The 21,484-nt window shown below is 35.9% G+C and carries 17 protein-coding genes; 10 read left to right on the forward strand and 7 right to left on the reverse strand.

Features of this window, described 5'->3' with window-relative positions:
- Positions 1-13 precede the first annotated feature (13 nt).
- Both Q0505_RS06545 and Q0505_RS06550 read left to right on the forward strand, forming a co-directional pair.
- Positions 14-310: an immunity 53 family protein gene (locus Q0505_RS06545; protein ID WP_299210394.1), complete on the forward strand. Its 297-nt coding sequence runs from the start codon at positions 14-16 to the stop codon at positions 308-310.
- Positions 311-365: 55 nt separating this feature from the next.
- Entirely contained in the window at positions 366-1,196 is an 831-nt protein-coding gene (locus Q0505_RS06550) for a Cof-type HAD-IIB family hydrolase (RefSeq protein ID WP_299210396.1), read from the forward strand.
- A gap of 251 nt (positions 1,197-1,447) precedes the next feature.
- Here the strand turns inward: Q0505_RS06550 and Q0505_RS06555 are convergent, their stop codons facing one another.
- Positions 1,448-2,122, reverse strand: a complete 675-nt coding sequence (locus Q0505_RS06555) for a peptidoglycan DD-metalloendopeptidase family protein (RefSeq protein ID WP_299210398.1) — start codon at positions 2,120-2,122, stop codon at positions 1,448-1,450.
- A gap of 1 nt (position 2,123) precedes the next feature.
- On the reverse strand, positions 2,124-4,076 hold the full coding sequence (locus tag Q0505_RS06560; protein WP_299210400.1) for a DUF3857 domain-containing protein: 1,953 nt from the start codon (positions 4,074-4,076) through the stop codon (positions 2,124-2,126).
- 81 nt (positions 4,077-4,157) lie between these two features.
- Between Q0505_RS06560 and Q0505_RS06565 the strand changes: the two genes are divergently transcribed.
- Entirely contained in the window at positions 4,158-4,712 is a 555-nt protein-coding gene (locus Q0505_RS06565; RefSeq protein ID WP_299210402.1) for a hypothetical protein, read from the forward strand.
- Here the strand turns inward: Q0505_RS06565 and Q0505_RS06570 are convergent, their stop codons facing one another.
- The 3 genes from Q0505_RS06570 to Q0505_RS06580 are packed head-to-tail and all read right to left on the reverse strand — an operon-like array spanning position 4,713 to position 7,590.
- On the reverse strand, positions 4,713-6,434 hold the full coding sequence (locus tag Q0505_RS06570; RefSeq protein ID WP_299210404.1) for a hypothetical protein: 1,722 nt from the start codon (positions 6,432-6,434) through the stop codon (positions 4,713-4,715).
- Positions 6,435-6,449: 15 nt separating this feature from the next.
- Positions 6,450-7,058 carry a hypothetical protein gene (locus Q0505_RS06575; RefSeq protein WP_299210406.1) on the reverse strand — a complete coding sequence of 203 codons (609 nt, stop codon included), beginning with the start codon at positions 7,056-7,058 and terminating at the stop codon, positions 6,450-6,452.
- Positions 7,042-7,590, reverse strand: coding sequence for a sigma-70 family RNA polymerase sigma factor (locus Q0505_RS06580; protein WP_299210613.1), 549 nt, complete (start codon positions 7,588-7,590; stop codon positions 7,042-7,044). Before Q0505_RS06580 ends, Q0505_RS06575 begins: the two co-directional genes overlap by 17 nt.
- A 242-nt stretch (positions 7,591-7,832) precedes the next feature.
- On the opposite strand from Q0505_RS06580, the gene meaB reads away from it, so the two are divergent.
- Positions 7,833-8,852, forward strand: a complete 1,020-nt coding sequence (gene meaB, locus Q0505_RS06585) for a methylmalonyl Co-A mutase-associated GTPase MeaB (protein WP_299210615.1) — start codon at positions 7,833-7,835, stop codon at positions 8,850-8,852.
- 184 nt (positions 8,853-9,036) lie between these two features.
- Here meaB and Q0505_RS06590 read toward each other — a convergent pair whose 3' ends face one another.
- On the reverse strand, positions 9,037-9,261 hold the full coding sequence (locus Q0505_RS06590; protein WP_299210617.1) for a hypothetical protein: 225 nt from the start codon (positions 9,259-9,261) through the stop codon (positions 9,037-9,039).
- 385 nt (positions 9,262-9,646) lie between these two features.
- On the reverse strand, positions 9,647-9,868 hold the full coding sequence (locus tag Q0505_RS06595; RefSeq protein WP_299210409.1) for a YgjV family protein: 222 nt from the start codon (positions 9,866-9,868) through the stop codon (positions 9,647-9,649).
- A gap of 371 nt (positions 9,869-10,239) precedes the next feature.
- On the opposite strand from Q0505_RS06595, the gene Q0505_RS06600 reads away from it, so the two are divergent.
- The 6 genes from Q0505_RS06600 to Q0505_RS06625 all read left to right on the forward strand — a co-directional run bounded on the left by Q0505_RS06600 (position 10,240) and on the right by Q0505_RS06625 (position 21,479).
- Positions 10,240-10,446, forward strand: a complete 207-nt coding sequence (locus Q0505_RS06600; RefSeq protein ID WP_299210412.1) for a hypothetical protein — start codon at positions 10,240-10,242, stop codon at positions 10,444-10,446.
- 93 nt (positions 10,447-10,539) lie between these two features.
- Positions 10,540-18,417, forward strand: a complete 7,878-nt coding sequence (locus Q0505_RS06605) for a type I polyketide synthase (RefSeq protein WP_299210414.1) — start codon at positions 10,540-10,542, stop codon at positions 18,415-18,417.
- 5 nt (positions 18,418-18,422) lie between these two features.
- A complete protein-coding gene (locus Q0505_RS06610) occupies positions 18,423-19,490 on the forward strand; it encodes a hypothetical protein (RefSeq protein ID WP_299210416.1) in 1,068 nt (355 codons plus the stop codon).
- Between the two features lie 11 nt (positions 19,491-19,501).
- Positions 19,502-20,479, forward strand: coding sequence for a TauD/TfdA family dioxygenase (locus Q0505_RS06615; RefSeq protein ID WP_299210418.1), 978 nt, complete (start codon positions 19,502-19,504; stop codon positions 20,477-20,479).
- A complete protein-coding gene (locus Q0505_RS06620; RefSeq protein WP_299210420.1) occupies positions 20,476-21,222 on the forward strand; it encodes a glycosyltransferase domain-containing protein in 747 nt (248 codons plus the stop codon). Before Q0505_RS06615 ends, Q0505_RS06620 begins: the two co-directional genes overlap by 4 nt.
- Positions 21,219-21,479, forward strand: a complete 261-nt coding sequence (locus tag Q0505_RS06625; protein WP_299210422.1) for a hypothetical protein — start codon at positions 21,219-21,221, stop codon at positions 21,477-21,479. Before Q0505_RS06620 ends, Q0505_RS06625 begins: the two co-directional genes overlap by 4 nt.
- The last annotated feature ends 5 nt before the right edge of the window (positions 21,480-21,484 follow it).

Below are 21,484 nucleotides of genomic sequence, written 5' to 3' on the forward strand. Positions count from 1 at the left end.
AAACATAATGCAGATGGAAATTTTAGACTGGATACAGAATTGGTTTAAGGATAATTGTAACGGAGATTGGGAACATAATGGAGGTATCCAAATAACCACTTTAGACAATCCAGGATGGGATGTTGAAATTGATATATCCAACACTTCAATAGCTAATATTAATGTAGAATGGATACTTAACGAAAATGGAGCACAAGATTGGTATGGTGTAAAAATTGAGAATCAAAAATTTAACGCTGCAGGGGACTCTGGAAAACTAACATTTTTATTAGGCTTATTTAAAGAGATGATAGAGAAAATCGAAAATTAATATAATTTTCTGATTACTATCTTTTAAACGCGTGTTTTAAACTCCTAAACCAAATATGTACCACCTGATTTGCACAGATATAGATGGCACCTTACTCAATACGGATCGGTATTTGAGTAATGCTACTTTAAACGCTTTTGCGAACCTGCCTACCGATAAGGTAGGAGCGAATTTTCCAATTATACTCGCTTCATCTCGTATGCCTAGCGCCATGCATTATTTACAAGAAGGATTGGGGATTAAAAACGCATCACTTATTGCATATAATGGAGGGCTTATTTTAGGTAAAAATGGTGTCTGTATAGAAAGTAATACGATGCCTTTAGACCTTTTGGAAGCATTGCTACCGCATCATACCAAGCACTCCTACAACTTAAGCATTTATGCAGATGATGATTGGTATACCGATCAAGAGGATTTTTGGAGCTTACGCGAAATAAATAACACAAGAGTCACCCCTACATATCAATCTGCGTTAAAGAGCCTAGAAACACTTAACACCACACAGAGAACTCCTCACAAGCTCATGTGTATGGGAGACGCTAAAGAAATAGATAGTATCGTAACACATCTTTCAGGTTTGTTTGCTGATGTTGTTCATTTATACAGATCTAAAGACACCTATTTGGAGATCACACCAAAACATATAGATAAGGCAAAAGCACTTCGTATTTTATTGAATCAGGAATTTCACTTTGGAATGGATCGTGTCATCGCTTTTGGAGATAATCATAATGACGAAGAGTTGATTAAACATGCTGGACTCGGCGTCGCGGTAGCCAATGCCACCGATCAACTGAAAGCCTTGGCAAATTATGTGAGTCCGTTTACAAATAAAGAAGATGCGGTGGCGAAGGCGATTGAGAAATTTGTGATTGGTAAGTAATTTTTATTGTCTGATAAAAGAGTACAGATCGCTTGGCTTATAGAAAATAGACCATTTCTTATTACGATCTAAACAACTTGAAAAATCACACCTCCCTCACCCTCCTTCTTAGAAGAGAAAACTCTTTTCTGAATGGATTTGTACTTAAAATATTATATAAATCTTTGACCAGTATCCAACTAATAATAGCTAATAGCTTTTGAAGTATCTCTCCTAAAGTTTATCTTGAGTTTGTCGAGGGATCAAGATAATTAATAGATTTTCAACAACAGATTAGGGTCTGGGCAATTCTCTTTGTAAAAAGGCAACTTATTTTTAGAGCAAACACCTGGATAATCTCCTTTTTTACCTTGCATATCGATGATAATTTGAAAATGTAAATGGGGTGCATAATCGCCATTTTCAAAAGGTGCTCCTAACGTTGCAATTTGTTCTCCTGCTTTTACTTTTTTTCCTACTTCTAATCCTTCCAAAGACGTTCTGCTTAAATGCCCATACAGCGTATGAAATGTGTCATCTTCCATCTCATGCTTGAGAATAATGGTAGGACCATAATCTCCAAAATTAGTATTCTCTTGAAAGCTATGAATCGTTCCGTCCAATGGTGCTATAACAGAAGTACCCGCATCACACCATAAATCAATTCCTAAATGGATGTTTCTTTTGTCATCTGGAGTAGCTGCCTGAAAATAATCAGAACGATCATATAACTTGCGTTGTTCTAGATAGCCTCCATAGGCTACTTTGGCTTGACGTTCTTTTAAAAAATTAAGCAATTGGGCATGATGCCTTTCAGGATCTTTTAAAATCTCTACATTTAGTGTTTTGTTTGTACTTGATAAATCTAAAGGAGTATACGCTGATGAATTGAATTGAGATGAAACTACTGGTGTAAAATCTGAAGTTAGGGTTGTTATTAAAACCATATTATATTTTTCCTATTTTAATAATGCTATTTTCTTGCAAGCTTACTATTTCAGTATAAAAATTCTTAAGAATATCATATTCAGAGGCATAGAAAGAAGTCTTCTTAAGTTGATATCTAAATCTACACGAAATTTTATTACCACTAATATCAAAAAAGACTTTACATTCTCCTGCTCCATTAGGCAAGATATAATGTTTATTTTTAGGAACATCAAGTATTTGATATATGTCGCTTATCGTAAAATCTATAGCATAAGTGATATCTTTTGTATATCCAAAATCAATAGGGTATAGTCTTTCCTCTGATTTAAAAATAGCTTCTTTGAAATTTGTATTCAGAAGAAAAGGATAAATATATAAAGCATTTCCACGTACTTCTAGATCAGAAACAAAGGAGTGACTAATAATAAGTGGCTTTTTCACATCATCTAAATTTTCTATAACCTCATTATATAATTCAAAATCCACTGATTCTTGCGAGATTGAATTAAGTCCTTCATCACGTATTAAATTTCTTTTAGCATACGCCAATTGTCCAGAGTACATATTCTTTACATCCCCTTCTATTTCTAAATCTTCATTAATAGATAATTTGACTTCAGTATAGTTGATATTACGTGTTTGAGAATTAATAGGGTACCAATAACTTCCATTTTCAAAATCCATGATCCTTGCTTTAGTATTAAAAACTTTAAAAGGAAGCACGCCAAAAGATAAGAGCTTATCTGTAGCATCTAGCAAATATGTTTTGTCATCTATTGTTAGATAGGCTAGCACATAGTTAAACTCTGTTAACACAGGAAATACTGATGAAGGGATTTTATAATCCCGTGTAGAGGATAGTGCTAACTGGGCTTCAATACCTGCGGCTTTGAGCGTATTGATAAGAGCTAAATTAATCTCTGCGATATTACCCTTACCCTTTTCATAGGCATCTTTCACTCGTATATCAGAAAAAATACGATAATTCTCATTCCATGTATAATGATCCCTTATAAATCTATATATAGCCGTTGCTTTTTCTTTTTCATTAGATATTTCAAAAATTTCTTGTGGTATTACTTTTTGAAAATAGGAAGCATATTTTAATTGTCTCCCCATATCTTTTTCATTGCTAAATTCATTTTCTACATCTTCCCAAGACTTCGCATATTTTTTGATATCGCCATCAAAATTAATAGTCTGTGTCAGCTGATAAGATAATCTGGAAATATAGTTTTCTTTAGCAAGCATATAAGGTTCTTCTGAATATCTAGGCATATCATACATAGCATAAACAGAGCTATCACAATCTGCAGCTCCTTTACCTGAAATTTCAAAGCAATTTTTTTTTATTGCAGATTCTTCTATATCTAATTTTTTCAACCCTGTAATTGATCTGTTGTACATATAAATACCGGGAATATCTGCACTAAACTCACTATACATTTTAGGAATATCTCCTTGAAAATCCCAGTTTCCGAAATTAAAAATAAAAGGAGATTCTATTCTATAAGTATATTCTATAATACTGCCGTCCTGAACATCTGGAAATGTAAATCTTTTTTCAGACCATTTTTCAGAAAGATCAACATCAAAAATAATTTTTTCATCAATATATTTTTTTTCAGTACCGTTATGGGTAACCGCTTTTATATCAACAACTTTTTCTGATGTTTGTTTTGTGTGATAATAGGGGATACTAACTTCTATTCCTTCATATCGGTTGACATCAAAAACTTTAATTTTTTTATAAACAACTTTAACAATTCTGATGTAATTTCCTATAATTTCGAATGTATTTCTGCCTTTTTCAAAGAGAACCACAGCTGCAGTCGTTGTATCCTTATCATATACCTTCAACGCATAATCTTCTTGCGTAATTTTACCAAAGCTAGCATCCTTTCGCTCTTTGTTTTGACCAGAAACAGAAAGACTAAAAAACGTAATCAATACTACTAAAAATGACTTCATATACTAATTTATTACTTCAAAAATACTACTTCTTCTGTAACGAGACTCGTAAAAAGACAGTCCTATTACAAAACAACATTTATGAAGCAGCATCTTTGGATTTTAGAACTAACGTGTAGACTCTATGTATGGTCAAAAATATGGGTGTATGGGATCGGGAAAATAATGGGAGGACAGTTTCACAGAGTAGGAAACCTTCCGGAAGAGATTGCTAAAACTCCTATTGCAGATGTGGGAAGTTTTGATTTGGCTTGGACCTTTTTTGGGTTTTCTACAGGGTATATTTGGTTTATAGGAATCTCCCAAATACTAGGTGGCGGATTGTTACTTTTCAATAAAACAAAAATAATAGGCGTTACTATATTAATCCCAATATTACTCAACATCATTGTCGTTGACGCCTTTTTTGAGATTTCTGGAGGTGCTATGTTAAGCGCAATCTTGTATTTCCTGATGTGTTGTTATATTCTCTATTACAACAAAAAACAGCTTATAGAAGCTGTAAAAAAAATACTAGAAATCGCAACGATCTCCAGAACAAAAAAAGCAAGATGGATAGGATATGGGCTTTCTATACTAGCGGTGGGATTACTAACCGTTGTTGAGGTCTTTTTAATAAATTGGGTAGGTAGGTAATTATTTTAATACCACATCACTATACTTTGCTGTAATAGTAATCACATTGGCTGTATTACGAGATTTATGAAAACCATTTACCATAGAAGTCTTATTACTCTTTATGGTCTTCGTTTCTAATTGGCGTGGTACTAAAAACTCATTAAGCTCTCCACTAAAATTAAAATTAAAAGCGCTATCTGGTAAATTCAACACAAGATCACTATTTTCAAGAATAATAGTCAATGATCCGAAATCATCTACTACTTGTGGAATTGATAATTGCCCAAAGGAACCTGAAAAAAGACCTGCGCCAGAAAGAGTATTTATAATAACATTACTAGAGTTTGAAGTCAATGCAATATCTTTTGCATTTGCAATCGTACATTGTTTTACGTGACTCGCCTCTAGGGAACCTCCATTCCAAAAGCCTATATTGATAGGGCTATATGAAACGTTGATGGAGGTTTTCCCTCCATCAACGTTTGTAGCAGCAAAGCTACCGTGCGATATCATAGCTTTAGGATTGTATACTGCAGCCATTTTTACTTTTCCATAACGTACATTAAGATCTAATGCTGCCTTTTTAGGCATTTTAATAATAATGGTACGCTTTACATCACGACTAGGTTTACGGTCGGTATCGTAATTAAAATGAAAGCTAGAACTCTTATTTCCGTGCTCATCTTCCGTATGACGCTCTTCCCAGTCAGCTTCATGCTTTTCTGCCCACTTCTCTACTCTTTTACCTAGCTCTTCTCCCCATTTCTCCATGTCTTTTCCAAAGTCTTCACCCCAGTTTTCCATCGCTTTTTCTATAGACTCACCAAAGTTTTCTCCCCAATCTTCCATTGCTTTTTCAAAACCTTCCATTTTGATTTCAAAGTCTTCTCCCCATGCTTCCATGTCGCTTTCAAAAGCATCTCCCCATTTTTCCATGTCTTCTAACCAAGCATCTACTTCTCTTACTTTTACGTTGGTATCATACTTTCTATTTAACTTATTGACATAATCTTGTTTGTCTTTACGATACTCATTGTCATTAAAGTTCATATTCCCTGTATCTCCAAATGGCCATCTAGGAATATCCATAAGACCACTTAAGGCTCCTCCTAAAAATCCTTTTTCAGAAAAATTATTTTCTTTTTCCCACTTCTCTATGGCTTTGTCAAATTCAGGACCAAAACTCTTCTCCATCTCTTTTTCATAACGCTTTAAATACGCTCTTCCTTCTTTACGATATGCCTCGTGATCAAATTTTGTTTTTCCTAATTCTTCATAAAACTCTACAGGTAATGGTGCTCCCATAAGCCCTTCTAGGACAGGTCCAACAATACCCTCTAGTACAGGCTCTACAATACTTAATGTCCCGCCTACTAATTCTTCTAAGTTCAAGTCTAGATTAATATTATCCAGATCATCTAGATGAATCACGGTATCATCACCTCTATATCCACTAGAGCTACTTATGCGTATGCGATCGCTATTTCCATTTACAGATAGATTCCAATCTTTTAATGCCTGGTCTGTATTTTTCCCTTCTACAAACGCTTCAACAGAAACTTCATTTTTATTCCAAGTTTCAAAAATCACATCTACATAGCGTGTGTCTACTTCTATTTCAACATCCTTGTTAGTGTTAAAACGTTCATTTAACTTTTCTTTTTTGGCTTGTGCAAGTACACTTCCTGATAGCATCATGCAGACGGCTATAAGAAACCAATTTATTTTTGTTGTCTTCATTATATTTAAAATTTTTTAGATCGTTTGAATCGCATCTTCTTGAGATGCTTTTATTTCGGTTAACTTTCGTTTCAGTTTTGATAGTAATTCTGCACGTAATTTTAAGTTATCAATCATGGCAGTTACCATCTCTTCACTGATTCCGCTTTCTGTAATCTCTTTGTTTAGTCGTTTGTATTCTTCATCCAGCGCACTCAATTGTTTTAAGAAAGCATCGATTAATTCTTGATTCTCATCATTAATTTCTAATCTTGCTAACTCTACATTGATACTCGCGAGGTAGTAATCTTCTACTTTTTTAAAGTCTGGAGAAAGATCACTTAACTGTAATACTCTTTCTTCTTTTGGTAACTCTTTTGTTTCTGTAGAAACGAAGGTGGGTTCTGTGTCCGCTTTCGCGAAAGCGTACTTAGCCACTCCCCAAATAATACCACTAGCTACCAGAAGCATCGCTGCTATTTTCATAAAAAAGAAAATACCTTTTTTAGAACCGCCATGGGTCTCATCCTGTGGTGGTAATGCTTTTGTAAGACGGTCTTCAAAACGAGATTGATGTCCTTCTCTTAATTGCATGGTATGCTCTTCTTTTGCTTGCTTTAGCATTTTTCTAAGATCCTGTGCCATAGCTTTCTTTTTTTAATTGTGCTTGTAACTTTTTCTTACCGCGGTGCACCATGGTTCGAGAAGCTACTTCTGTTATATGTAAAATTTCTGATATTTCCTGATGATCGTATCCTTCAATAAGGAATAGCATAAGCGGATAGCGATATTTTTCAGGTAACTCAGCGATTGTTTTCTTGACGTGATCTACCGTTACATGATCATCTACATCCCAATCTTCGGTATCATCGTCTACTTTGCCTATCACTTCTTCATTAAGCGGAATCAGGGTTGCTTTTTTTGCCTTAATCATATCGAGACTTTTATTGATCACGATACGTTTTAACCAGGCTCCAAAAGTCACATCTCCTGTAAACTGATGTAGTTTTGCAAAGGCATTTATAAATCCCTCATGCATCGCCTCTTCTGCTTCAAATGTATTTTTCAAAAATCGAAAAGCCACGTGGTACATACCATCACAGTATTTATTGTACAGTTGCAACTGCGCCTTTCGATCGTTGCGTTTACATTGTTCTATGATATCAGTTGTAAGCAAAGTATTGGTTTTGGTTAGTGTTGACACCTATACGAAATAGGTATTTTATATTTGCTATTCGTTCTAAAGACGATACTAAATATATGATGTTGCAAAAAAAGTTAAAAAAGTTTAGCCACTTGAAATTTAGTACCTTTACTTTATAGTAAATTTAGTGTATTTACAGGAGCTTCCTTCATATACATTCATCCATAAAATAACTATTGAATACTGATAAAGAACATAAAAAAATTAGTAAAGGAATCAATCCTGCCTTTGCAAAAGGAACTACTTCAAGAGTAAAACGTTCTCTGGACACTGATCAACTAGCTCAAGAAATCATTGAGGGTAATCACACTGCATTATCCAAAGGAATCACTTTAGTAGAAAGCACGGTGGTAAAACATCAAGAGCTGGCACAACTTCTTATTGAAAAATGTCTTGTGCATGCAAATCAATCTATACGTATAGGAATCACAGGAGTTCCCGGCGTAGGTAAAAGCACCTTTATAGAATCGTTTGGGAGTTACCTTACAACACTTGGTAAAAAGGTTGCGGTACTCGCTGTAGATCCATCCAGTTCTTTATCCCACGGAAGCATTCTTGGAGACAAGACCCGAATGGACACCTTATCTTTAAACAAAAATGCATTTATCAGACCCTCTGCTTCTGGGAATTCTTTAGGTGGTGTGGCTCGTAAAACACGTGAGGCTATTATTTTATGTGAAGCCGCAGGATTTGATACCATTATTATAGAAACCGTAGGCGTAGGTCAGAGTGAAACCGTGGTGCATTCGATGGTGGATTTCTTTTTACTTTTAAAATTGGCTGGCGCTGGCGACGAACTTCAGGGAATCAAAAGAGGAATTATTGAAATGGCAGATGCGATCGTGATCAACAAAGCCGATGGTAATAATGAAAAACCTGCAAAATTGGCAAAGACCGCTTTCGCGAAAGCGTTACACTTATATCCCCCAAAAGAGAGTACATGGATCCCTAAAGTAAGTACGTGCAGTGCTATAGAGCATAAAGGGATTTCTGAAATTTGGAAGGCTATTGAATCGTATAAAGCGCTTACGCAAGAAAATGGGTATTTTACCAAAAAACGCTACGAGCAAAATACGTATTGGTTACTACAAACCGTCGAAAATAGTTTGAAAGAGAACTTTTATAGAGATCCAAACGTAAAGAAACGCTTACCCATGTTATTAGAACAATTATCGAAAAACAAGATATCGCCATTTAGTGCCGCACAGGAACTATTATCTCTAAGAAAAAAATAAAAAGTATTAAACCCAAAGCAAGCTCTAGATACTAAAAATCGACTCAAGGGTCGAGGTATTAAACCATAGATTCCGCTTTCGCCGGGATTAGCTCAACTACCTATTTTGTATGCGTCTTTTCAGACTTTACAAAATAGTGTTTCACTAAAAAACAAATGGCTCGCAAATGCGAGCCATTGTATATTTAAGCAGTATCTGGACGTCCTTTGAGACGCTTTTCTATCTTACGTTTTTTTTCTGTAAGCCTCTTCATCATATCCATCAACTCCGGTTCTTTTGTTTCCTTGTAAATGTCATTAATTGCTAAAATAAGTCGCTTCGCTTCTCTTGAAGCAACCACTCGATCACTTGTTGACATATGACTCATTTTGGAATTTTCAAAAGCTTCCGCTTCAGTTAAAATATCCATAGTTATTTTTGTTTGTTTCATGTTGTTTGAAAGTCGGTAAATGTAAATAAACAAAATTTATTAGACAAAAAAGATCTATTGATTATGTTTATGTTAACATTTTGTTTATATAGCTTATTATTTGATAGGTAGGTAAAATACAAATAAACACCTAAAAAACAACACACTAACTACTTTATATTTGTTTTACAGCACGCTATAAGTAGCTCTCAAACTTTTAGTATTGCATACAAAAAGAAGCTAATTTCAATACATACATGCGATATATCACTCATTATATGTAGACTTTATTAGATAATTACTACGAGTAGTAGGTTTATACGCCACAAGAAAAATGCTTAAAAGACACATCTCCCTATGATTGAGAAAGAGAGAAACTATGCTTTTAAGAAGTTTTTTTTACAAAAAGGTAATAGCTATTCACTAATAAAATAGCAATATTGGTAATGATAATTGGAATACTCATCAATAAGATTCCATACGCCACAAAAAGAGCACATCCTATTGAGTTGACCACTCGAAGTTGTCTAATATCTTTTCTAAAGAAAGATAGTAATACAAACAAACTAGCTAGATACCCTACAACTTCTACTGAATTAAATTCCATGTATTTATTTTTAAAGCAGCAAAGCTAAGCATCCTAAAGCGATGTAGTGTATAGGAGTCCTGTATTTATCTTTATTTTAAAATACATAGGCTCGCTTAACGTGATAGTAATAAAGGCGTAAAATACTATAACCTTAAAATACAGATTATTGCTTGCTTAGATATAGGTATTTACACCTATTAATTGTTGCCGTATAAATACGCATAAATCTACCTTGATACATCTTTAATTTTGGGGTACAGTTAGTTATATATTAACCAAAAAACTCAAAAAAAATGAAGTTTCTTGTAATCAGTAGACCAAATGGTCAGGATCACGGCTTAGCCAGTGGTTACGATCGCGTAGACAACATTAGCGATCACAACAAAGCCTTGAAAGGCTTATTAAAGGACAACACTGTAGAGAATGCGTATGCATTTATCTCAGGGGGTTCTGCAGTAGTTATCAATGCAGATTCTACTAAAGAATTGGCGATCAAAGTTCGTCACAATCCTTTATTTAAATCAAGTAACACAGAAATCATCCCAATTGCAGATGCAATTGATTTTCTTGATGGCGTGGTTGACCACCTATCTTAAAAGATTAAGTGTTTAAAAAAGACTGTGGCATTTTAATAAGATGTCGCAGTCTTAATTTCTTGTTTATTTTCTCTTTAACACTCCTTTGAAACGATGAAAACCGTATTGAACAATTTTGAAATATTAGCCTATACTCCTTGTGGGTTTTCTAATAATCATCAAGTGACAGCACTTTCAAAATCTGGTGCGACTGGCATCTTTGATCTTGTCTATTGTCATGTATCGCATCGTGATTCAATTATCAATACGCTAAAGCATACAAAAGCATTTTTGAAAAAAGAAGCACCTATTGGAATACGAGTTTCTAAAGAGACCGAAGGTTTAGTTCCAGAACTGCTAACCCTTTTAAAGGGTTTTAAAGTCACCATTATTTATAGTCAGTGGCATGAAACTACGATCAAAAAAGTAGTACAAACCATACGCAAAAACCCAACACAACGCTTATTGCTCGAAGTCGTTGATTTACAAATTTTAGAAAATACACTACACCTTATAGATGAGCTCGCAACTGATCAAAAAGGAATTATACTTTGCGGACAAGAAGCGAGTGGATATGTAGGAGATACGGCTAGCTTTTTAATGCTGCAGAAAGCATTACAATTTCCTAACCAACGTATATACTTAAGAGGAGGTATAGGAACACATACAGCTTCTGCATGCTATGCACTAGGATTGGCAGGAATTGTTCTTGACGACCAATTACTTCTTTTTAAAGAATCACCTTTGGATGCTCCTTCAAAAAGGATTTTAGAAAAAATTGAAGCAAGAGACACGCTTGTTTATGGAGGCTCTTTTACCACTACGTGTAGAGGTGTTTCGCATCCACTATTTCCAAAAAGTAAAACGCTTCAAAAAGAAGCCGATGCGCTAGAAGCAGTCTCAACTAGTAAAAATTCCAAAGAGTGGGATGCACTTCTTACTAAAAACATAGGTTGGGGAAATACCAACACTTCAATATGGCCTATCGGACAAACCATAGAATTAGCAAAAAAATATGCTGACCTCTATAAAACAACGGGAAGATTTTTACAAAGTTTTAAGAAAGAAATCATTCGTATTTCTACACTTATTGCCACTCATAAAACAACACTGTCTGCAAATGCACCACTAGCCCAAACACACCAAACAACATATCCTATTGTTCAGGGACCTATGACACGTGTAAGTGATACTCCTGAATTTGCAGAAGCTATCGCAACAGGTGGTGGACTTCCCTTTATTGCAGTAGCATTAAAGAAAAAAGAAGATTTACACATACTATTAAAAAACACAAAAGTAACCTTAAAAGAAGCCGCTTGGGGAGTAGGTTTATTGGGATTTATAGACCCTACCTTATATAAAGATCAATTGGCGTGTGTATTAGAGCACAAACCTTCTTTTGCCTTAATTGCAGGAGGACAACCTAATCAGGTAAAAGAACTTGAAGATCAAGGTATTTCAACCTACTTACATGTACCCTCTGGAGGATTACTAAAGAACTTCATTAGTCAAGGGATTCGCAAATTTGTCTTTGAAGGAAGAGAATGTGGCGGTCATGTAGGTCCGATGCATTCATTCCCGCTTTGGGAAAGTGCTATAGAAATTCTTACAAATGAAATTCCAGAAGCAGAAAAATCAAAAGTACAGATCCTTTTTGCGGGTGGGATTCACGATCAATACTCAGCCGCCATCATTACCGCTCTTACAGCCGAATTGCAAGACCAAGGAATGCAATCTGGAATATTAATGGGAACTGCATATCTCGCTACTAAAGAAGCTGTCACTACAAAAGCCATCACCCCTTCTTTTCAAGAACTTGTTGTCAAACAGAATACCTCTGTGCTACTTAATAGTGCTGTAGGTCATTCCAATAGATGCGTGAAAAGTGATTTTACAGATGAGTTCAATGCAAAAAGAAAAGAATTACTACAAAAAAATACCGATCCAGATACGATTAGAGAACAACTAGATGGTTTGCTTCTAGGAAGATTACGAATCGCCTCTAAAGGAATTCAACGAGATGAAAAGGGAACATTTGTTCAGGTATCAAAAAAGGAGCAAAAGGAATCTGGAATGTTTATGTCTGGTGATATCGCAAAGTTTATAAGCGGAGTACAAACCATTCAGGAATTACACGAGCAAATTGCGAGTGGCACGACACTCTTAAAAGATATAAAAACATCTAAAAAAGTAACTCCCCAAAAAGCAAATCCTGTAGATGTTGCGATTGTGGGTATGAGTGTTCATGTACCTGGCTCTAGAGAACTCAATGACTTTTTTGAACAAATTATTGAGAAAAAATCAAGCATTACAGAAATCCCTCTGGATCGTTGGGACTGGAGACTATACTACAGCCCAGACAAGAATGATCCTGATAAAATTTATTCTAAATGGGGAGGTTTTATAGACGAAATTTTATTTGATCCGCTTGAATATGGGATTCCTCCAAAGTCTATTCCTCATATAGGCGTAGCTCAATTATTAAGTTTAGAAGCTGTAAAAAGTAGTCTAACAGATGCTGGATATACACCAGATGAACTTGACAAAGACAATGTGTCTGTCATTTTTGCTGGTTCTGATGCTGCTGGTTTTTTTGGAAATGAATTAGTTCTCAGAAGTACGTCTCATCTATTTTCAGCGACCGAAAGAGAAGCTATTAACAAACGATTACCTGTGTGGACAGAAGAAACATTTCCTGGCACAATTACAAATGTAGTCGCTGGAAGGGTTGCGAATCGTTTTGATTTTGGTGGAAGTAATTATACGGTTGATGCTGCGTGTGCATCTTCTATTGTTGCCTTAAATAATGGTGTAAGAGAGTTGACTAGTGGTCGAAGTAATGTGGCCATCGTTGGGGGAGTTGAAATGGGACAAACTCCACATGGATATATGAGTTTTAGTAAGACTCAGGCTTTGTCTGAAAAAGGACAAAGCATTCCTTTTGATAAAGATGCAGATGGGATTGTCATCAGTGAAGGACTTGCTGTTGTTGTTCTGAAAAGACTTGAAGATGCAGAACGTGATGGAGATACGATATATTCAGTCATCAAAGGTGTCGCTGGTTCTAGTGATGGTAGAGCGATGGGAATGACTGCACCAAGACCTGTCGGACAAAAACGAGCGCTAGAACGTAGTTATCAAGAAGCTGGGTTCAGTACTTCGAGTATCGATTATTATGAAGCGCATGGTACTGGAACTGCGGTAGGAGATCAAGCAGAACTTACCTCTATTTCTGAAGTTTTAACATCACTTAACACCCCTGCAAAATCAATCTCCATAGGGTCAATTAAAAACCTTATAGGACATACAAAAATAACAGCAGGTCTTGTTAGTACTGTAAAAACAGCATTGGCATTACACCATAAAATATTGCCTCCCCAAGGAGGTGTCTCAACACCTAGAGCTATTATTAACACAGCAGATTCGCCATTAAGCATCCAACAAAAGGCGACATACTGGCCAAAACCACAATATCATCCAAGAAGAGCAGGTGTTTCTGCCTTTGGATTTGGAGGTACAAATTATCATGCGGTATTAGAAGAATATGTTACTCCGCAAACAACGTATGGATCGAAGAAACATCCCGCAGAACTCTTTGTATTTAAAGCAAAAAACAAAGAACAACTCACCCAACAATTAACCGATTGGGTAACCGTTCTTGAAACCCATACGGATATTGCCTTACGGAATCTTGCCTATACCGCTTATATAAATAGTACTTCTAAAAATGATACTTGTAAACTCACCCTTATCTGTACGGATGCTATCCATTTGAAAGACAGTATACACAGTGCCTTAAAACATATAGAAAATCCTGATCAAAACGAGTTGGCAACAAACTGTAGGATTTCTTTTGACAAAAAAGAAGTTATTGGAAAAACAGCGATCCTTTTTCCTGGACAAGGAGCCCAATATCTAAACATGGGACAAGAGTTAGGACTTTATTTTGCACCGTTTGGAAACAATACAGATCTAATGCACCAAACCATAGGCAATCATTACGAAACACTTCCTTTTAGGGTCATAAATCCTCCTGCTAGTTTTGATCTAGATACCACAAAAAATCAAGAAGTAGCCATCAATAACACACATCTGGCACAACCCGCTATTGGATGGTCTTGTAAAAGCTATTTTGATGTATTTACAGATTTTGGTCTTCAATACGATTGTTTAGCAGGTCATAGTTACGGAGAATATACAGCACTACACGCGGCTGGCGTGATATCCCAAGAAGACTTCTTTGTCCTATCAGAAGTGAGAGGAAGACTTATGGCAAAAAGTGATAATGGTGTAGGTGGCATGGCTGCTATTTTGGATTCACGCAAAAATGTAGAAACTTATCTTAAAGAACATACGTATGATGCTATTGTTTTAGCAAATCATAATCATACGCAACAAGTAGTTATTTCTGGTCAGAAGACAGAAGTTGAAAAAGTGGCTAGCCATTTTAAGGCATTAGGAAAATCTGTTTTTATGCTCCCAGTTTCAGGGGCGTTCCATTCATCATTGATGGAAGAAGCGCAGGCTCCTTTAGCGAAAGCGATCAAAAAAATCACATGTACAAGTCCTAGAAAGCCTGTTTATAATAATACCACGGCAAAACCATATCCAACAGCAGGCTCTAAAATTCAACATCAGTTACAAAACCATCTTCTTAAACCTGTAGAATTTGTTGCTCAAATAGAACAAATGTATAGGGATGGAGTTCAAAATTTTATTGAATTAGGTCCCAAAAGTATACTGACCAAGTGTGTCAAGGATATCTTAAAAGACCAACCGCATCAAGCGTATGCTGTTGAAGAACATGGTAGGGATTTTAATAGCTTTTTACAATTTATTGTCACGCTATGGACAGAAGGCTATATTACAAATACAGCACCTTTATATGACACCAGAGATTGTGAGTTTATCGCTATTAACCGTTTAAAAAATACGCCTAAAAAAGAGCCAAAACCGACTAGTTGGATCATTAACGGAACTCGATCTACGCCAATAAGCGCTAGTTTTTTAGAAAAACGTGAAACTCCTTTATTGACCTTAGAAAACATAGAAAATCAAAAAAGCAAACAGCAAATATCTGTAGTTCATAAAGCTGCAAACCCTGCCTCCACCCCACTTATGACACCTGAAAAACTACCTGTACGTACAAGTACTCCACAAACTACAAATGGCATGATGGATGCGTATGAAGCCTATCAGAATACTATGACACAGTTCTTAAAAACACAAGAAACGGTCATGCAATCCTTCTTACAGGCTTCAAATACAGCTGGAATTCAAATACCTATCCCACAACCAACTATTGACACGAAAGAAGCGGTTATACCGACTCCAAAGGCAGTTCCTATTGCTGATACGCAACCAACTGTTGAGAAAAAAGAAACTATAGAAGCACCGTCACAAAAATCTAAAAATATACAAACCCGTCTCATAGAAATCATCTCTGAAAAAACAGGATATCCTGAAGATATGCTTTCTGTAGATTTAGATATAGAAGCAGAGTTAGGCATCGATTCTATAAAACGTGTTGAAATCTTTGACGAGATGCTTAAAACACTTTCAGCAACTGCTGTACAGAATATAAAGCAGCATAGTCAAGATATTATACAGACCAAATATCTCAAAGGGTGGATTGACTTATTTGAAAAATATAATGAAGAAGAAGTCAGTATATCGCTTGATACCCAGAAAACAGTAGTTACTTCTCAATCGACTATCTCAAGAGAAAGCATACAGCAAAAACTCATCAACATCATCTCCGATCATACGGGATATCCAATAGATATGATTGACCCTGATCAGGATATAGAAGCCGAGCTGAGTATCGATTCTATAAAACGTATCGAAATCTTTGACACCTTCTTAAAAAAATTAGAACATCCATATCAAAATAACATTCAAAAGTCGGCTGAAAAAATAGTCCGTCATAAGAAGATTTCTGATTGGACTTCTATGATTATAGAAACGCTTGATATTCCATCTATTAGTGAACCGACAGCAGATACGAATACCGTAAACGTGACTGTACAGATGGTACCGGAAGTGTTACAAAAAACACTTATCTCAATCATTTCAGAACACACGGGATATCCTGACGAAATGATTGATCCTTCACTGGATATAGAAGCCGAGTTGAGTATTGACTCTATAAAGCGCATCGAAATCTTTGATACTTTTATAAAGACGCTAGCTAACTCTCAGCAAGAAAAAATCAAAAAAGAAGCAGAAAAAATAGTACGCCACAAAAGAGTTTTAGATTGGATACAAATGATTGTAGCTGTCTTAGATACTACTTCACAAACAGAGACACCTGTCGTTCTGGAAGTTTCTAAAGAAGTGGATGTTCGCTTTACGCGAAATAATATACTGGACGCGATACAAGAAGATGCGGATTCGCCTCGGTATATGATGAAGGCTATCGAACAAGAACTTCCAAATTTTAGAAGAAAATTAATTACTGGGCTTTATCTTATTGTTCCCGATCAATTACACATCGCCGATCGTGTCTCTAGCAGATTAGAAGAAGTAGGTGCTTGCTCTGACATTATCCCCATTGAAAAATGCAAGGATTATGATACGTTAGAAGCACATATATCTGAGCTTAGAATGCTTTTTGGCCCTGTACAAGGCATCATTCACTTAGGGGCATTGATGAATCCTGAAAATATAAATCACAAAAACTGGAGATCAGAAGTAGACTCGATCTCTAAAACCTTATTCAATCTTATAAAAATTTGTGATGCAGATTTTAAAAATACACAAATATCTGGTGCTAAAACTATTATAGCAGTCACTAATTTTGGAGGTTTTTACGGTAGAGATTTAACTTCAAAACATACATCTCCTATTGGTGGAAGTCATCAAGGATTGCTAAAATCTTTAGAATATGAATGGGAACAAATGCTCCCAAAGACCATAGATTTTGAAACAACAGTGCATCCCAATCAGGCAGCACTAGCTATCTTTAAGGAAATACAGTCACCAAGTAGTCACTTTGAAGTAGGCTATAAAAACGGAAAACGATTTATTTTTAAAGCAGAGCACACCCCTTTACTTCCATTACAAACACAGCAATTATTACTCCCTCAAGCAGACTGGGTAATTCTTATTACAGGCGGTTCAAGAGGTATTACTGCTGAGGTTGCTAAACAATATGCAGTGCCAGGAGTTCGATTTATTTTAGTTGGGAATGGCTCTTGGGGAGATTTTTCTAGTAAAGATGACACCACAACGATGGATGTCTCTCAACTTCGAAAACATCTCATTACGAAACACAAAACTTCAGGATCAAAAATCACACCCGCACAAATAGAAAAGGAGATCAAGCATATTTTAAGAGATCGAGAAATTACTAAAAATATAAGCTACCTGAGAAGCAAAGGCGTACTAGTAACGTATGAACAATGTGATGTTTCAAACACAGTAACCTTTGGGAAATTAATAGATACGATCTATCAGAAATACAATCGTATTGATATGGTGATTCATGGCGCAGGAATGATTGATGATAAATTCATTTCTGAAAAAACCAAGGACTCTTTTGACAAAGTCTTTAATACAAAAGTAAATAGTAGTATGACTTTATATCAAAAACTACGTCTTGACAGCCTCAAATGTATTGCATTCTTTAGCTCAACGGCTGGACGTTTTGGAAACAAAGGTCAAACGGATTACGCCGCTGCCAATGAAATCCTGAATAGACTCGCTTGGAAAATAAAAAGTGAGTACCAAGATATGATTGTAAAGTCATTTAACTGGGGCCCATGGGCGCACATTGGAATGGCGAGTGCGGTTGTAAATGAACAATTTATAAAACGAGGGATTATTCCGATAGAACCCGAACAAGGCGCAGCTTACTTCGTACAGGAATTAAACAATACAAACCTATATGATGTTGAAGTCATTTTTGGACAAGGGACTTGGGATGATCGAATTACACATCCGATAGAAGCGTTGTTTAACGAAGAATTTTCAACCATAACATTAAACTAAAAAAGATGGCAACAACTATGACACAACAGCAAATTATGTTCTTTTTATCTCTTAGTGCAAATGCGGGAAGTGATATTAAAGGAGCAGGAATAGGATCAAAAGTAAATGTAGAAACTGAAAAGAATATTAAACAATTAAATGCTCAATCTGGAGAAAACTGGCGTATAGTATGGGGAGCAGGGTTATATCAAAAAACAGTAGGAGGCGTTATTGACAACCTCATGTATGCTTTTTTCAATCCAGATTATATGGGAAAACCTACCTATTATATATCTGTTGCTGGGACAAATCCAACTTCAATTTTTGATTGGCTTACCGAAGACTTAGAGGTTTCGTCTACTGTACAATGGCCTTATAACACTCCAAAAGCAAGAATTTCTAAAGGAATTTCTATTGGGCTACATAAACTAGTGGAGATGCAACCCGAAGCAGGATTACCTGGTGCAGGGATGACGTTAAACGAATTCTTGAGTAAAAACCTATCAGAATGTGATGAATATACACTCATTACTGGAGGGCATAGTTTAGGAGGTGCTCTATCACCACTTGTAGCACTTTGGTTAAAAGATACACAATCAGCTTGGGATAAAAATGCTAAAGTTACCGATTTCCAATCGTGGCCTTTTGCTGGACAAAGTCAAGGCTTAGAAAGTTTTGCAACCTATTATAACAGTAGAATTCCCAATACGCATCGTACGTTCAACTCGTTAGATTTGGTACCACGTGCCTTTAACAAAATAACATTAAAAGCGGGTGAGACACAGTATGCACCAGAAATCACATCAGATACAATAGACCTATTAATTTATCTAAGACTCTATCAAATAGGATCATTAGAATACACTCAAATTGCAGATACTTCCAATGAGCTAACAGGAGAGCTAAACAAAAAAATCATCACCTCTATTTTTGGTGCTGTAAATTATTTTAAGCAAATGATTTATCAGCATGTTGAAGCATACATAGTTCTTTTGGATGTTAATTATGATACCGTCCAAATACAAAAAGATGCAGATGTGATTCTAAGAAAATTAATAGCGTATGCAAAAAAACATGCAAAAGATCTCTCATAAAAATCAATGGTATGAAAACAGAAACATTACACCCGTCATTTGGAATCCTTGTACAAGCAGACAAAGGAGAGCAGTTTAAAGATCTTTCTATTCAAGAAATAGAATCTTTATTTAAAGAGCATCGTACTATTCTTTTTAGAGGTTTTGAAACGGACATTTCACGTTTCAAGGCGTTTACACAACAATTTACAAGTGAGTTTTCAGATTATAAAGGAGGAGGCTCTCGATGGAAAATGATTGATAGAAAAAGTGTAGGCAATGACAAAACTGTGATGACTACTACGGGAGCCAATCAAAGCTTTGAAATTCCGTTGCATGGAGAAATGTATTATATGGACTCACCGCCAGAACACATCTGGTTTTATGGTGACGTAGCCCCTACTGAGGGCGGGCAAACAACGATTTGTGACGGCATCACCTTATTTGAAAACTTAGAAGAAGAGGTGCAGTCATTTTTCTTAAATAATCAAATTCAATACCAGCGATTCTTACCTGATGGGGTTTGGCAAGACACCTTCTTAACCAAAGATGTAGAAGAAGCCAAAGCATTTTTAGCTTCAAAAAAGAACAACGCCGTGTATGATGCTACTGACAAATCATTTAAAGTAACCTACAATTGTCATCCATTGGTCGAACATACGCTTTCGCGAAAGCGTGCATTTATCAACAATATTTTATACATCTACATGGCTGAGTGGGCGTTTACATCTGGCTGGATTAAAGGGCATCTTAATGACACTACGACACAAAGTCCCATTGTTGTGAGACAAGGTGATGGTTCTAAAATACCGTATAGCATTATAGAATCTGTGATGAAAACAGCCGCTAAAATTACCTATAATATTGACTGGCAACAGGGAGATCTTGCGATGATTGACAATACAAGTGTACTTCACGGAAGAAGAGAAACTGTAGATGGTGTCCCTCGTAATATTTTAGTTCGTATGGGAGACCCTGTTCATAAAAACCAAGTGGCGGCATCTGTATGAAATCAAATCCTTTCATAGAAAACACGCTTTTTCATACGCATCCGTCTATTGTACATGCGCATGGAAGTCATTCGTATAAACCTAATTGGCAACCCATTCTAGACAGTTTTTTCAGCACGCCAAAACAAACCATAGGTGCTAAAAAAAACCTTACCATTATTACGTGTAATAATGGACATCCAGCTATGGGATTGTTGGAACGCAGTTTAGATCATTTAGGAGTGCCTTATCAGGTCTATGGGAAATCCTACACGCCATGGGTAAATAGCATTCATAAACCTCTTGCTATTGCAAATGCATTGGATGAAGTAACAACACCTTATGTTTTATATGCTGACTCCAGAGACGCCATTTTTGTAAATGACCCATCTTCTATTATGGAGCTTTTCGAAAAGGAATTTGATTGTAAACTACTTTTTGGTGCGGATCGGCTTAATTGGCCTCCAGTAAAAGAATTTGAACGTTTTGAAAATGATATGGCGAGCACCTATCCAGGAGATTTTAATTATTTAAACGGAGGGCTTTGGATTGGAGAAACCTCATTTTGTAAAGCCTTTTTTGAAGAATCAAAAAAGACAGCAGGCGTTGAAAAAGCAGCAGAGTCTGAACAAGGAATTCTTAAAAAATTATTTATGAAATACCATCCAGAAGTACAACTAGACTACACCTGTAAAGTATTTCAAAACATTGGTTTTGTAGCCACACCAATTTTTAAATATCAACAAGAACTAAGCGCATTATGAAATTTTTTGTCATAAGTAAACCCATAGCAACAAACCATCAGTCTACGACACTGGAACGAGTGAAGAAGCAGAAGGACACGATCACAAAGCTAAAAGAAGAAGGAATTCTTGATGAATGCTACACCATCGTTTCAGGAGGAACTGTGTATATCATTAATGCAGAATCCTATAACGTCATACACCAGATGGTGCGTAATAGTAGTCTTGGCACCACAAATAAAATTGACATTTATAAAATAGAAGAACGTGTATCCTAAACATC

The organism is uncultured Dokdonia sp. (assembly GCF_937910895.1).
Taxonomy (GTDB): Bacteria; Bacteroidota; Bacteroidia; order Flavobacteriales; family Flavobacteriaceae; genus Dokdonia.